The organism is Pseudomonas sp. (genome assembly GCF_049645325.1).
In the GTDB taxonomy this organism is placed as follows: domain Bacteria; phylum Pseudomonadota; class Gammaproteobacteria; order Pseudomonadales; family Pseudomonadaceae; genus Aquipseudomonas.
Genome location: NZ_JBARTQ010000612.1, coordinates 1 through 14,432 on the forward strand (window position 1 = coordinate 1; position 14,432 = coordinate 14,432).

12 protein-coding genes are annotated in these 14,432 nt (G+C 59.9%); all 12 read left to right on the plus strand.

All coding sequences use genetic code 11. The features are described from left to right. Positions 1 to 685 precede the first annotated feature (685 nt). The 12 genes from WBB95_RS25655 to fliS all read left to right on the plus strand — a co-directional run bounded on the left by WBB95_RS25655 (position 686) and on the right by fliS (position 14,432). Complete coding sequence (locus tag WBB95_RS25655; protein WP_424490122.1) at positions 686 to 1,426, plus strand: flagellar basal body rod protein FlgF; 741 nt, start codon at positions 686 to 688, stop codon at positions 1,424 to 1,426. A 71-nt stretch (positions 1,427 to 1,497) separates the two neighbouring features. Continuing rightward, a complete protein-coding gene (gene flgG, locus WBB95_RS25660; RefSeq protein ID WP_071483250.1) occupies positions 1,498 to 2,283 on the plus strand; it encodes a flagellar basal-body rod protein FlgG in 786 nt (261 codons plus the stop codon). A 53-nt stretch (positions 2,284 to 2,336) separates the two neighbouring features. Beyond that, a complete protein-coding gene (gene flgH / locus WBB95_RS25665; RefSeq protein ID WP_424490123.1) occupies positions 2,337 to 3,032 on the plus strand; it encodes a flagellar basal body L-ring protein FlgH in 696 nt (231 codons plus the stop codon). Positions 3,033 to 3,059: 27 nt separating this feature from the next. Further along, complete coding sequence (locus WBB95_RS25670; RefSeq protein WP_078738632.1) at positions 3,060 to 4,148, plus strand: flagellar basal body P-ring protein FlgI; 1,089 nt, start codon at positions 3,060 to 3,062, stop codon at positions 4,146 to 4,148. 4 nt (positions 4,149 to 4,152) lie between these two features. Further along, a complete protein-coding gene (flgJ, locus tag WBB95_RS25675) occupies positions 4,153 to 5,418 on the plus strand; it encodes a flagellar assembly peptidoglycan hydrolase FlgJ (protein WP_424490124.1) in 1,266 nt (421 codons plus the stop codon). Between the two features lie 10 nt (positions 5,419 to 5,428). Then, a complete protein-coding gene (gene flgK, locus WBB95_RS25680; protein ID WP_424490125.1) occupies positions 5,429 to 7,465 on the plus strand; it encodes a flagellar hook-associated protein FlgK in 2,037 nt (678 codons plus the stop codon). Positions 7,466 to 7,479: 14 nt separating this feature from the next. After that, positions 7,480 to 9,063, plus strand: a complete 1,584-nt coding sequence (locus WBB95_RS25685) for a flagellar hook-associated protein 3 (RefSeq protein WP_424490126.1) — start codon at positions 7,480 to 7,482, stop codon at positions 9,061 to 9,063. Between the two features lie 277 nt (positions 9,064 to 9,340). Next, positions 9,341 to 10,270 carry a ketoacyl-ACP synthase III gene (locus WBB95_RS25690; protein WP_424490127.1) on the plus strand — a complete coding sequence of 310 codons (930 nt, stop codon included), beginning with the start codon at positions 9,341 to 9,343 and terminating at the stop codon, positions 10,268 to 10,270. 265 nt (positions 10,271 to 10,535) lie between these two features. Further along, entirely contained in the window at positions 10,536 to 11,972 is a 1,437-nt protein-coding gene (locus WBB95_RS25695; protein WP_424490128.1) for a flagellin, read from the plus strand. A gap of 75 nt (positions 11,973 to 12,047) precedes the next feature. Next, positions 12,048 to 12,407 (plus strand): flagellar protein FlaG, encoded by a 360-nt coding sequence (locus WBB95_RS25700; RefSeq protein WP_424490129.1) that lies wholly within the window; start codon positions 12,048 to 12,050, stop codon positions 12,405 to 12,407. Between the two features lie 81 nt (positions 12,408 to 12,488). Further along, a complete protein-coding gene (gene fliD / locus WBB95_RS25705) occupies positions 12,489 to 13,898 on the plus strand; it encodes a flagellar filament capping protein FliD (RefSeq protein WP_424490130.1) in 1,410 nt (469 codons plus the stop codon). A gap of 144 nt (positions 13,899 to 14,042) precedes the next feature. Then, complete coding sequence (gene fliS / locus WBB95_RS25710) at positions 14,043 to 14,432, plus strand: flagellar export chaperone FliS (RefSeq protein ID WP_424490131.1); 390 nt, start codon at positions 14,043 to 14,045, stop codon at positions 14,430 to 14,432.

A 14,432-nucleotide genomic window follows, 5' to 3' on the forward strand; every position in this document is an offset into this window, starting at 1 on the left:
ACGGCGGCCTGAAAGCCGACCTGAGTGGTTGAAGCAACAGCCAGGTCAAGAGCAGAAGCCGATCTGCTTTTCTGTGGGAGCTGGCTTGCCTGCGATGCAGACAACTCGCTCCTTCAGGCACACTCAATTGATGCTATCGCAGCGGTGCGACGATCCGACAAGCCAGCTCCCAGCTTTGACCAAGTGCGGCTTGAGTGATCGGGTCAGCCACAGCTCTCGCTTGTGCCCCGCTCTTGATCCAACCACTCAGGTCGGCTTTCAGGCCGCCGTGCTGTAGATCTTGATCTTGATCCTGCTTGTGATCTTGATCTCAGGCGCCCCGTTAACCACGCTCCAAAGCCTGCGTGAGGGCATGCCGAGCCTAAGCGAGGCACCGAGTGGAGGGGCAAGAGCGCTTTGGTTACTTTCGCGCTTTTCGAAAGTGACCCGCTGTAAAAGCGGAACCAATAGCAGCCATCACCCCAAAACCGGATATACACCCCAACCCACCCAACACCACCCTTGCCGTAAGCGGCATAACTCCGCCGTTTTTTCGACTATCCCCCAACCCGCATTTCCCGCCACCCACCCTCAAACCCCCGCCCAGCCTGCATTTAACCCGCTTTTAAAAAGTTGGTTCGCAAATTGCTTAAGCCTCATCAGTACAGCGGTGGGCGGCAAGCGTCCGTCAGAAAGAGGATAAAGCGTGGACAAGTACCTTTATGTGGCAATGACCGGCGCCAGCCAGAATGCACTGGCGCAGAAGGCCCATGCCAACAATCTGGCGAACATCTCCACCAACGGTTTTCAGCGCGACCTGGAACAGGCGCGTTCGATGCCGGTGTTTGGCGACAGCTTTCCGGCGCGGGCGTTTGCCCTGACCGAGCGGCCGGGCACCGACTTCTCGCCGGGCGCCATGATCGAAACCGGTCGCGACCTCGACGTGGCGGTCAGCGGTGACGGCTGGATCGCCGTGCAAACCCCCGATGGCAGCGAAGCCTATGTGCGCAGCGCCAGCATGAATATCGATGCACTCGGCGTGCTGCGTACCGGCAACGGTATGCCGGTGATGGGCAACGGCGGCCCGATTGCCGTGCCGCCCGAGCAGAAAGTCGAAGTGGGTGCCGACGGCACCATCAGCATCCGCGCCATGGGTGAAGGCCCGCGTGTGATGGCTGAAGTGGACCGCATCAAGATGGTCCACCCCGACCTCAAGAACATGACCAAGGGCCTCGACGGCACCATCCACACCAAGGATGGCCAGCCAGCCCAGGCCGACGCGAAGGTCACGCTGACCTCGGGTTTCCTGCAGGCGAGCAACGTCAACGCGGTGGAAGAAATGACCGCAGTATTGGCACTTTCCAAACAGTTCGAGCTGCACATCAAGATGATGAACAGCGCTAAAGAAGACGACCAGGCCATGACCCGCGTTCTGGCGATGAGCTGATAGCGACGTCACTGACCGACCACTAATTTTGCAGCGCAGCGCCAACAAACAGGCGCACGAAGGAGAACAGCATGCTTCCGGCTCTATGGGTTGCCAAAACAGGTTTGTCCGCCCAGGACACCAACCTGACCACCATTTCCAACAACCTGGCGAACGTGTCGACCACGGGCTTCAAACGTGACCGCGCCGAGTTCCAGGACTTGCTCTATCAGATCAAGCGCCAGCCAGGCGCCCAGTCGACCCAGGACAGCGAATTGCCGTCGGGTCTGCAACTGGGTACCGGTGTGCAGATCGTCGGCACCCAGAAAAACTTCACCGCCGGTAACTTGCAGCAAACCGGTCAGCCGCTGGACTTGGCGGTCAATGGCAAGGGCTTCTTCCAGATCCTGCAGCCGGACGGCACCACCACCTACACGCGTGACGGTACCTTCCACCTCGACGCCAACGGCCAGGTCGTGACGGCCAACGGTTTCGCCCTGGAGCCGGCCATTGTCGTGCCGAACAACGCCCAGACCTTTACCGTCGGCAATGACGGCACTGTGTCCATCACCGTGGCGGGCAACCCTGCTTCGCAAGTGATCGGCAACCTGCAAACCGCCGATTTCATCAACCCGGCCGGCCTGCAAGCCATCGGCAATAACCTGTTCCTCGAAACCGCGTCCAGCGGCGCGCCGCAAATCGGCACGCCTGGCCTGAACGGTTTCGGCACCACGCTGCAAAGCACCCTGGAAACGTCCAACGTGAGCACCGTTGAGGAGATGGTCAACATGATCACCACCCAGCGCGCCTACGAGATGAATTCCAAGGTGATCTCCACCGCCGACCAGATGCTTTCGTTCGTAACGCAGAATCTGTAATCAAGTCTATGGGGCGCCATTGATGGCGCCTGCAATACCGTGAGGTAAGGGTCATGAATCGCTACGTTTCTGTTCTGGCATTGAGTGGGATTGCCGTGCTCGCGGGCTGTGTCGCCCCGACGCCAAAACCCAATGACCCGTACTACGCGCCGGTGTTGCCACGCACGCCGTTGCCGGCGGCTGCCAACAATGGCTCGATCTACCAGGCCGGTTTTGAACAGAACCTGTACAGCGACCGCAAGGCGTTCCGGGTCGGTGACATCATCACCATCACCCTGAACGAGAAGACCCAGGCCAGCAAGAACGCCAACTCGCAGATCGACAAGACCAGTAAGACCAGCATTGGCCTGACGTCGCTGTTCGGTGGCGGCCTCACCACCAATAACCCGGTGGGCGGCGCCGATTTGAGCCTGAATGCCGGCTATGGCGGCGACCGTGCCACCAACGGCAAGAGCGCGGCGGGGCAGGGCAACAGCCTGACCGGTTCGATCACCGTGACCGTCGCCGATGTATTGCCCAACGGCATCATTGCCGTGCGCGGTGAAAAGTGGATGACCCTCAACACCGGCGACGAGCTGGTACGGATCGCGGGCATGGTTCGCGCCGATGACATTTCCACCGACAACACTGTGCCATCGACGCGGATTGCCGATGCACGCATTACCTATTCGGGTACAGGTTCGTTTGCTGACGCCAGTCAGCCGGGCTGGTTCGACCGGTTCTTCCTTAGCCCGCTGTTCCCTTTCTAGGTGGCCACTTTGAACATCAAACAGCTGATGGCGGCGGCACTCCTGCTTTCCTTGAGCGCTGTCGCCCAGGCCGAGCGCCTGAAAGACATCGCGAGCATTTCCGGCGTGCGCTCCAACCAGTTGATTGGCTACGGCCTGGTGGTGGGGCTCAACGGTACGGGTGACCAGACCACCCAGACCCCGTTCACCCTGCAGACCTTCAACAACATGCTCTCGCAGTTCGGCATCAAGGTGCCGCCTGGGTCGGGCAACGTGCAGTTGAAGAACGTTGCAGCGGTGTCGATCAGCGCCGACCTGCCGCCGTTCGCCAAACCGGGGCAAGTGGTGGACATCACCGTGTCATCGATGGGTAACTCCAAAAGCCTGCGCGGCGGCACCTTGCTGATGACCCCGCTCAAAGGTATCGACGGCAACGTCTACGCCATCGCCCAGGGCAACCTGGTGGTCGGCGGTTTTGACGCTGAAGGTCGCGACGGTTCGAAGATCACCGTCAACGTGCCATCGGCCGGGCGGATTCCAGGCGGTGCCTCGGTAGAGCGCACCGTGCCCAGCGGTTTCAACCAGGGCAACAGCCTGACCTTGAACCTCAACCGCTCCGACTTCACCACTGCCAAGCGCGTGGTCGACAAGATTAACGACATGCTCGGCCCTGGCGTGGCGCAAGCCATCGACGGCGGTTCGATTCGCGTCACTGCGCCGTTGGACCCAAGCCAGCGCGTTGACTACCTGTCGATCCTGGAAAACCTTGAGGTCGACCCAGGCCAGGCCGTCGCCAAGGTCATCATCAACTCGCGCACCGGTACCATCGTGATCGGCCAGAACGTCAAGGTATCGCCAGCGGCGGTGACCCACGGCAGCCTGACCGTGACCATCACCGAAGACCCGATCGTCAGCCAGCCTGGGCCTCTGTCCAATGGCCAGACGGCCGTGGTGCCACGTTCGCGGGTGAATGCCCAGCAAGAAGCCAAGCCGATGTTCAAGTTCGGCCCCGGCACCACGCTGGATGAGATTGTCCGTGCGGTGAACCAGGTGGGCGCGGCGCCCGGCGACTTGATGGCGATCCTCGAAGCGTTGAAACAGGCCGGCGCCTTGCAAGCCGACCTGATCGTGATCTGAGGCCATGGCCATGGATATGCGTAAAAGCGGGCTCAGCAGCACGGCGGACTCGGGGTCTTACTCCGACCTGAACCGGCTGAACCAGCTTAAAGTCGGCGACAAGAACAGCGACGGCAACATGCGCAAAGTGGCGCAGGAATTCGAGTCGCTGTTTTTGAGCGAGATGCTCAAGTCGATGCGTTCGGCCACCGAAGCGCTGGGCAAAGACAACCCGCTGAACACGCCGGCCGCCAAGCAGTATCAGGAAATGTACGACCAGCAACTGTCGGTCTCGATGTCCCGCGAAGGCGGCGGTATTGGCTTGGCCGACGTGTTGATGCGTCAGATGCAGAAGAACAAACCGGTGGACGCGCAGGCGGCCACGTTGCAGGGCCCGGCGGCGGCTGCACCGGCCAAGAAAGTTGATGTGCCCACCGATATCGCTGCGGGCACCAAGGCCAACGGTCCGCTCGGTCGCTCCAACGGTGAGCGTCCGCTGTGGGCGTACCGCGTGGCGGTGCCCGAAGGCACAAACTCCCACGCCAACGACGTGGCACTGATGAACCAGCGCCGTATTTCGTTGCCGAGCAAGCTGACAGACCGCCTGTTGGCCGGCATCGTGCCGAATACCGACCAGGCCACGGCCCCCAAGGCTGCGCCGCTGCGTAACAGCGCCGCCGCCGACAACGTGATCAATAGCGCCGCCCGCGGTTTTGCGGCGGCGCCGAGTGGCCAGATGCAGGTTTACGGCCGCGCCGTGGCCCAGCCGCCGCTCGCACCGGCGAAGAAGGCGTTCAGCTCGCAGGATGAATTTGTCGCCACCATGTTGCCGATGGCCAAGGCCGCCGCCGCACGTATCGGCGTCGATCCGAAGTACCTGGTGGCCCAGGCGGCCCTGGAAACCGGTTGGGGTAAGTCAGTGATGCGCGCCGAAGACGGCAGCAGCAGCCACAACCTGTTTGGTATCAAGGCCGGCCAGAGTTGGCAGGGCGGCCAGGCCCGTGCGATCACCAGCGAGTTTCGTGATGGGGCGATGGTCAAGGAGACGGCGCAGTTCCGTTCCTATGACTCTTACCAGGACAGCTTCCATGACCTCGTGACATTGCTGCAAAGCAATGATCGCTATAAAGAAGTTGTGAAGTCAGCCGACAACCCGGAACAGTTTGTGCGCGAGTTGCAAAAAGCCGGTTACGCAACCGACCCGGACTACGCCAGCAAGATTTCGCAGATCGCTAAAACGATGAACAGTTACCAGAATTACGCTGCCGCGGGCGCGACCACTCATTTATAAGGTCTGAATCATGAGTTTGCTCAGTATCGGGATGTCAGGGCTTAACGCCGCTCAAGGATCGTTGTCGGTCTTGAGTAACAACATTGCCAACGTCAATACCCCGGGATACTCGCGTCAGCAGACCACCCAGAACGCCAGCGCCAACAACCAGTACGGCGGGGTGTTCATCGGCAGCGGCACGACCCTGGCGGACGTGCGCCGCATTTATAACGACTTTCTCGGCGCCGCCTACCAGAGCAGCACCGCGCTCAACAGCGACGCGGCCGCTTACGCGGGCCAGGCCTCGGCGATCGACAAGACCCTGTCGGACAAGTCCACCGGCATGTCGGCAGCGCTCAGCGCGTTTTTCTCTTCGCTGCAGACCGCTGCGGCCACGCCCAGCGATGTGTCGGCCCGGCAATTGCTGCTGACCAGCGCCCAGACCTTGAGCAACCGCTTCAACTCGATCGCCACGCAGTTGAACCAGCAGAAAGAGTCGATCAACGGCCAACTGGGCACCATGAGTGACCAGGTCAACAAGCTGACGTCTTCGATTGCCTCGCTCAATACGCAGATTTCGACTGCCCAGGGATCGTCGACCAGCGCGCCGGCCAACTTGCTGGATGCGCGCAACGAAGCGGTCCGTTCGCTGAATGAGCTGATCGGCGTCACTGCCACCGAGAAGAATGGCCAGTTCAGCATCACCACCGGTACCGGGCAGTCGCTGGTCGAGGGCGGTATTGCCAATACCATTTCGGCCGTGCCGAGCAAGACCGACAACAGCCAGTACACCCTCCAGCTGAACATGGGCGACACGCCTATGGACATCGGCTCGGTGGTTACCGGTGGCAGCATCGGCGGCTTGTTGCGTTATCGCAGTGATGCGCTGATGCCGGCCATCAATGACTTGGGGCGCATCGCCATTGCCACCTCTGACAGCGTCAACAGTCAGTTGGGCCAGGGCCTGGACCTGAACAGCGACTTCGGTTCCTCGTTGTTTGGTGACATCAACAGCGCGGCGGCCATTTCCCAGCGCAGCCAGGCAGCCTCGGGCAACAGCGCAGGCTCGGGCAACCTGAACGTGACGATTGCCGACAGCAGCAAGCTCTCGACATTCGACTACAAGGTCACCTTCACCAGCGGCAACCAGTACAACGTGGTGCGTTCCGACGGCAAGGCCATGGGCTCGTTCGACACCACCACCACGCCACCGCCGGTGATCGACGGGTTTACCCTCGCGCTCGATGGCCGTGGGCCGGTCGCTGCCGGTGACAGCTTCAAGGTCAGCCCGACCGCCAACGGTGCGACCGGGATTACAGTCGATCTCAAAGACCCGAATAAAATCGCGTTTGCCGCGCCATTGGCCGGCAATGCCAGCAAGACCAACACCGGCACCGGCACGTTCACTCCGCCGACCTTGACCGTGCCGCTGGATATCGACGGCGGCGCCGCGACCGCGCAATTGCGCACCGGGATCGAAAACTCGATGCCGGTGAAGATGGTGTTTGGCAAGCCTGCGGCCGATGGCACCCAGCCTTACACGGTCAGCGACGCGCAAGGCAACCCGATCGGCACCGGCAGCATCATCCCGGGGCAGGGCAACAAGATCAGCATCAATGTGCCGATGCGTGATGCCACCGGGACGCTGATCCCTGGCAAGAGCTTCAGTTTTGATACCACAGTGGCCGGCGCACCTGCCGACGGCGACAGCACCACGTTTTCGTTCAACAGCGGCGCGACCTCCGATGGCCGCAACGCCCAGGAATTGCTGGGCTTGCAGACCAAGGCGACGGTCGGCGCGGTGGATGGCAATTCGGGCGTAAGCCTGGTCAGCGCCAATAGCCGGCTGGTGTCGCAGGTCGGTTCCAAAGCGGCCCAGGCCAACACCGACAGCACCGCCACCGCCGCCTTGCTGGCGGCGAACAAAGCGGCCAGCAACTCGGTGTCCCAGGTCAACCTGGACGAAGAGGCGGGCGACATGATCAAGTTCCAGCAGTATTACACCGCGTCGTCGCAGATCATCAAGGCCGCGCAAGAAACCTTCAGCACACTGATTAACGCCCTTTAAAGGAGTCTGGAACGATGCGTATCTCTACACAGCAGTATTTCGACACCAGCTCCAGCAAGTACCAGGACAACTATTCGGGTGTGGTGAAGGCCCAAGACCAGGCGAGCTCCGGTGTGCGTGTGCAAACCGCCTCCGATGACCCCGTGGCGGCCGCGCAATTGCTGCTGTTGCAGCAGCAGAAAGACATGCTGGGCCAGTACACCGGCAACATCACCAGCCTGCAAAACTCGCTGACCAACGAAGAAAGCGTGCTGCAGAGCATCAATACCGCCATGGGCACCGCACAGGGCTTGGCGCTGCAGGCGAGTAACCTCAACCTCAGCAACGATGATCGCAAGGCGATCGCCAGCCAGGTCGGCGCGCTTGAGGATCAGGTATTGGGTTTGCTCAACACCAAGGATTCCAGCGGTAACTATATGTTCTCCGGCGCCAAGACCGATACGCCGCCCTACAGCCGTAACAACGATGGCACCTACACCTACCAGGGCGACGAAACGCCGCTGAGCCTGCAGGTGTCGAACAACCTGTCGATCGCCGCCGGCGATACCGGCAAGGACTTGCTGGAAAGCTCCTCCAACGCCGGTCGCACCCAAGCCACGTTGTTGCCACCTTCGGTCAACGACGGCAAGGTCGGGATTTCAGCCGGCCTGGTGACCTCCGGCACCGCGTACGCCAAGAATTTTGCGGATGGCCAGCCGTACAAGCTGACCTTCGCCAGCAGCACCCAGTACAGCGTGACCGACAAAGACGGGAATGACGTCACGTCGGAGATCGCCGGGAACGGTACGTTCGACTCCACCAAAGAGGGCGCCGCCAGCGTCAACTTGCGCGGGGTCAAATTCGACATTCGCCTGAACCTGGGCTCGGATGTCGCCTCAGGCCCGGCCTCCGATGCCTTGGTGGCCGGCAAGGCGTTCACCCTGGAAAGCAAGCCGGATACCTTCAGCAGTTCGCGCACCGCGAGCAATGCCTCCACGGCGCAGTTGACCGGCGGCCGTGTGACGGATCAGGCGGCCTACGCCAGCACGTTCCCGAACTCGGGTGCGGTGATCAAGTTCACCAGTGGCACGGCCTACGATGTGTACGCCCAGCCGTACTCGGCCGGGAGTAAGTCGATTGCCTCGGGCACTATTGCCGCCGGCGCGACGTCGATTACCGCCGCCGGTGTCACCTTTGATGTGAGCGGCACGCCAGGCGCCGGTGATCAGTTTTCGGTGGGGGCCACCAGCAACAAGAACATGAACGCCCTGGATACCCTCGGCCAGTTGCGCAAGGCCCTGGAGACGCCGGCAGATGGCGACCAGGTCGCCAAGAACGCGCTCAAGGACGTGCTGAACACCACCATCGGCAACCTGGCGAACGCCTCGGCGCAGATCGACCAAGTGCGCGGCTCTATCGGCGCGCGTCAGAACGCGTTGGATATTCAGGGGCAGGAAAACACCAGCCTGGGCCTGGCCAACACGTCCACCATGTCATCCCTGGCCAACGTCGACATGGGCCAGGCGGCAATCGACCTGACCTTGCAGCAGACCATGTTGCAGGCTTCACAGCTGGCCTTCGTGAAAATCTCCCAGTTGACCCTGTTCAGTCGCATGTAATCGGCGCAGGAAAAAACGGCTCACCCTGGCAACAGGGTGGGCCGTTGTCGTTTTCGACGACCAGAATGTTGCCGGGTTTTGCACAAAGCACACAAAATTGAGTGACCTGTGAGTCATAAAGCGCATCTTCACTGTATCGTGTGAAAAGGATAAGTCGTCTGCGGGTCTTTACGTGGCGGCTTTCAGCGAGATTTTTACGGGGTTATCCCCTTTATTGTCAGCACTCCCGGCGTAGCCCGAGGGGTGTTCTCCAGCTATTTAGTATTGGGAAGCCACAATGATTGGCATAAAAAGCATCGCCAGTTACGTGCCGGCAGACGGGGTCGATAACTACGCCCAGGGCGCCAAATTCGCCAAGGATGAGGATTTCATCATTGGCAAGATCGGTTCGGCGTTCCTGCCGCGCAAGGATGCTGCGCAGGAAACCTCCGACCTGTGCGTCGAGGCAGTCAATGCCTTGTTTGCCAACAACCCTGATTTGAAGCGCGAGTCGATTGACGCGCTGATCGTCGTGACCCAGAACGGCGACGAAGAGGGCTTGCCGCACACGGCCGCCATCGTCCAGGACAAACTCGGCCTGCCGACCCACGTGGCGGCGTTCGACATTTCCCTGGGCTGCTCCGGCTACGTCTACGGCATCTATGCGATGAAAGGCTTCATGGAAGCCACCGGCCTGAAAAACGGGCTGCTGATCACCGCCGATCCGTATTCCAAGATCGTCGATCCGGAAGACCGCAACACCACCATGCTCTTTGGCGATGCCGCCACAGCCACCTGGATGGCGGACGACGCGCCGTGGTTGCTGGGCAAGTCGAAGTTCGGCACCGACGGTTCCGGCGCACCGCACTTGAAGGTCAGCGACGGGGTGTTTTTCATGAACGGTCGCCAAGTCTTCAACTTTGCGCTGCTCAAGGTGCCTGCGCATCTGCACGAGTTGCTCAACGAATCGGACTTGAAAGCCGACGAGATCGACGCCTTCTGCATTCACCAGGGCAGTGCGGCGATCGTCGACGCCGTGGCGCGGCGTTTCGAAGACGCGCCGGTGGAGAAGTTTATCAAGGACATGGTCGAGACCGGCAATACCGTGTCATCGAGCATTCCGCTGCTGCTGGAAAAGCACATGATGGACGGCGACTGGAAGCGCGTCGCCATCAGCGGTTTTGGCGTGGGCTTGTCGTGGGGTTCGGCGATTCTCTATCGTCCGTGATCCTTTAATAGGCTGCACAAAAAACGCCCCGGCTTGAAAAAGCCGGGGCGTTTTTTATTTGGCGCCAGAAAACCCAGCATTTGCGGGCGTTTGAGCCCGCGTAAATGCTTGAATTACAAGGGGTGGCATCGTGCTAGTAAAAAAAATCAAAAAAGTCCTCAAGCAACCTGCTTTCACGACGATAACTATTACGAAGGTTCTCTAGGCCACACCCGGCGGTTGCCAGGGCCGGAAGCCGCAGTAAACAACCCACGAGGATTTCGTCATGGCTTTAACAGTAAACACTAACCTTGCTTCGTTGAACGTTCAGAACAACCTGAACAAGGCTTCCGGCGCTCTGCAAACCTCCATGCAGCGTCTGTCCTCCGGCCTGCGTATCAACAGCGCCAAAGACGATGCGGCCGGCCTGCAAATCTCCAACCGTCTGACCAGCCAAATCAACGGCTTGGGCGTTGCAATCAAAAACGCCAACGACGGCAGCTCGATTGCTCAGACCGCTGAAGGCGCCATGCAGCAGTCCACCAACATCCTGCAAAGCATGCGTACCCTGGCTCTGCAATCCGCCAACGGCTCGCCAAGCGCTGACGACCGTAAGTCGAACCAGGCTCAATACGCAGCACTGACTGCTGAATTGACCCGTATCGCTACCACCACTACTTTCGGTGGCAAGAACCTGCTGGACGGTTCTTTCGGTACCACTTCGTTCCAGGTCGGCGCCAACGCCAACCAGACCATCGACATGAGCATCGGTAACGTTGCAGCCAACAACATTGGTTCGCAGCAGCTGAAATCCGCAGGTGTTGCTCCAAGCGCGACCGGTTATGCCGGCGGCACGATCAACGTTACCGGTGGCGGCCAGTCCACCCCACTGGTTATCGCTGCTAAAGCATCCGCCGGGCAGATTGCTGCTCAAATGAACGGTGCTGTCGGCGGTTTGGCGGCTACCGCCAGCACTGTGGCCCAATTTACTTTTGATAACGCTGCCCTGGCTACTGCAAGCCCGACTGGCGCTAACTTCACCCTGCAAGTTGGTACCACCGGTACAGCAGTCCAGTTCACTGGTGTGATGAACGCTTCCGATCTGGCTGACCAACTGAAGTCTAACGCCGCCAAATTGGGCATCACCGTTAACTACGATTCGACCACCCAAGCGCTGTCGGTCAAGTCCGCCACCGGTGAGAACCTGACCTTCAACAGTGGCAACGCAGGTGCTGTCGCAGGTATCAAAGTTGGCACTCAAGACGGTAGCGGTACTTTCGGCGCCGGCGTTGCTCTGGATGCCGGTCCGATCATCGCCACCGGTTCGGTTTCGCTGAATTCCTCCAGCAGCTACTCTTTGAGCGGCACTGGTGTTGCTGGTCTGTTTGCTACTGCCAACTCCACCAAAACCACCGTCAACAACACTGACATCACCACTGCTGCCAACGCACAGAACTCGATCGACGTAATCACCCAGGCGATCTCCGACATCGACTCCCAGCGTGCCGGCCTCGGTGCTGTACAAAACCGTTTCGACAACACCGTTGCCAACCTGCAGAGTATCTCCGACAACTCCAGCGCCGCTCGCGGTCAGATCCAGGACGTTGACTACGCTGCTGAAACTGCTCAGTTGACCAAGCAACAAACCCTGCAACAGGCTTCCACTGCGATCCTGTCCCAGGCCAACCAACTGCCGTCCGCTGTACTGAAGCTGCTTCAGTAATAGCCATCGGTAGATGAATGACGGAAGGGCGCGTTTACGTGCCCTTTTGTCTTTTGCGTGATGAGGAGATTGGACATGGACATGAGTGTGAAGCTGAACCTGTCTTATCCTGCAGCGGCGCCGCAGAGCGCTCCTGCCCCCGTGAACAGCGACCCGCAGAAAGCCAAGGTTGATCCTGTGGCGGCCGCGGTTCCAACCAGGCAAGACTCGAAACCGTCCGACCTTGAACAGGCCGTCACGGATATTCGCAAATTCGTCCAGGCTGCCCAGCGCAACCTGGATTTTTCGATTGATGACACAACCCATCAGGTTGTGGTCAAGGTCATTGCGACCGACAGCGGCGAGGTGATTCGTCAGATCCCTTCGGAAACGGCATTGAAACTCGCACAAAGCCTGCACGACGCCAGCAGCGTGTTGTTTGACGCCAAGGTCTGAGCTGGCATGAATTTTGTTGCTGTAGCTGCTTGAGGCGTCGTCCGTCAATAAAGCGCCAGCCCCGGATCAGGAGAAAACATCATGGGTGACATATCCATCAGCGGCCCGGTAACGGGCATTGATACCCAGTCGATCGTGACCGCCTTGGTGAACGCTGAGCAGGCGCCGAAGCAATCGCAGATCAACAAGCAGTCGACGACCTCGACCGCCCAACTGTCATCGATCGGCAAGATTCAGGCGGCCCTGGATGCCTTCCGTGGTGCCATGGACAACATGTCCAAGGACGCGAGTATCGGTGGCCTGACGGCGACGACTTCAGACGCGAACGTTTCCAGCGTGACCCTGGGCGCCAATGCTTCGGCGGGCAGCTACCAGTTGGTGGTCAACCAATTGGCGACCGCCTCCAAAATCGCGACCAAAACCTATGCCGGTGGCGCATCGACGGTTGTCAACGCGGGTACCACAGCGACTTCGCTGACGATTTCCCAGTCGGGTCAGAGTTATGCGGTCAGCGTGCCCGCAGGCGCGACGTTGCAGCAAGTGCGTGACTCGATCAACGCACAACTCACCAGTTCCGGCCTCAGTGCCAACATCCTGACTGATGCCACCGGTTCGCGGATGGTCCTGACGTCGACCAATACCGGTGTGGGCACTGACATTACGGTAGGCGGTAACTCCGGGCTGGAAACTGGAACCTCGTTGGTGGGCACCGCGCCGCAGAATGCAAAGTACACGATTGACGGCACTTCCCAAGAATCCAAAAGTAATACCCTGACCGACGCGATCAGTGGCGTGAGCATCAAATTGACTGCTGTGTCGCCTTGGCCTGCCGGGGTTACCGATGCCAACTCGACGGGCGTTCTGCGCTCCTCGTCGACCATCACGGTCGCAAGGAGCACCGACACGCTCAAGAGTGCGGTCAAGGGCTTTGTCGACACCTATAACGCACTGCTCACAGCGATAAGCGCCGAGACCAAGGTGACCACCAATCCGGACGGCACCACCACGCCGTCGGCGCTGACGGGCGACGCGACCATGCGTACGTTGCAGTCGGCCATTCGTACTGAGCTGAACGCAATGGCGGGCACGGGGACCTTGAAGTCCCTGGCGCAGTTTGGTGTGAACACTGACCAGAGCACCGGCAAGCTGAGTATCGACGACAAACTGTTCGGTGCGGCAATTGCGACCAACCCGACCGACATCGGCGGTATTTTCAACGGCGATAATGGCCTGCTGGCGCGCATGAAATCCGCGACCGACAGCTATGCGCTGAGCAACACCGGCGTACTCGCTACGCGGTCGTCGACCTTGTCCGACACGATCAAGGACCTGCAAAACCAGCAGGACACCCTGACAGCGCGCATGGCGGCCCTGAAGACGAGCCTGACCGCCAAATACACGACGATGAACAACCTGGTGGCACAGCTCACCGCGCAACGTTCAAGTGTGATGACCACGCTCGATTCGCTGAACAATCCGAAGACCTCTTAATCTTCAATGAGGCCGTCCGGCGAGGTGAGCGCCTTTGCCGGGCGTGACCTTCGCCAGACCGTCGGGTTAAAGTTTTTTGCGACCCAGTCGACATATTGGTCATAGCCCATCCTATTTAGCTGTTGCCTGTCACGAGGTAGAAACATGAATCCCATGAGAGCCCTTCGCCAATACCAGAAGGTCAATTCCCATGCCCAGATCTCCGAAGCCAGCCCGCACCGTCTGGTCCAGATGCTGATGGAAGGCGCGCTGGATCGCATGGCGCAGGCCAAGGGCGCCATGGCTCGTGGTGATATCGCGCAAAAAGGCCTGTTGCTGGGCAAGGCGATCGATATTTTGATCGGCCTGCGTGACGGTTTGAACCCTGAAAAGACCGATGATCCGGCCGGGTTGCAGCAACTGGATAACCTGTATGCCTACATGACCACACGCCTGCTGGAAGCCAACAGCAAGAGCGATGTCGCCATGATCGACGAAGTAGCCGGCCTGATGATTACGCTCAAGGAAGGCTGGGACGGTATTGCAACACTGTAG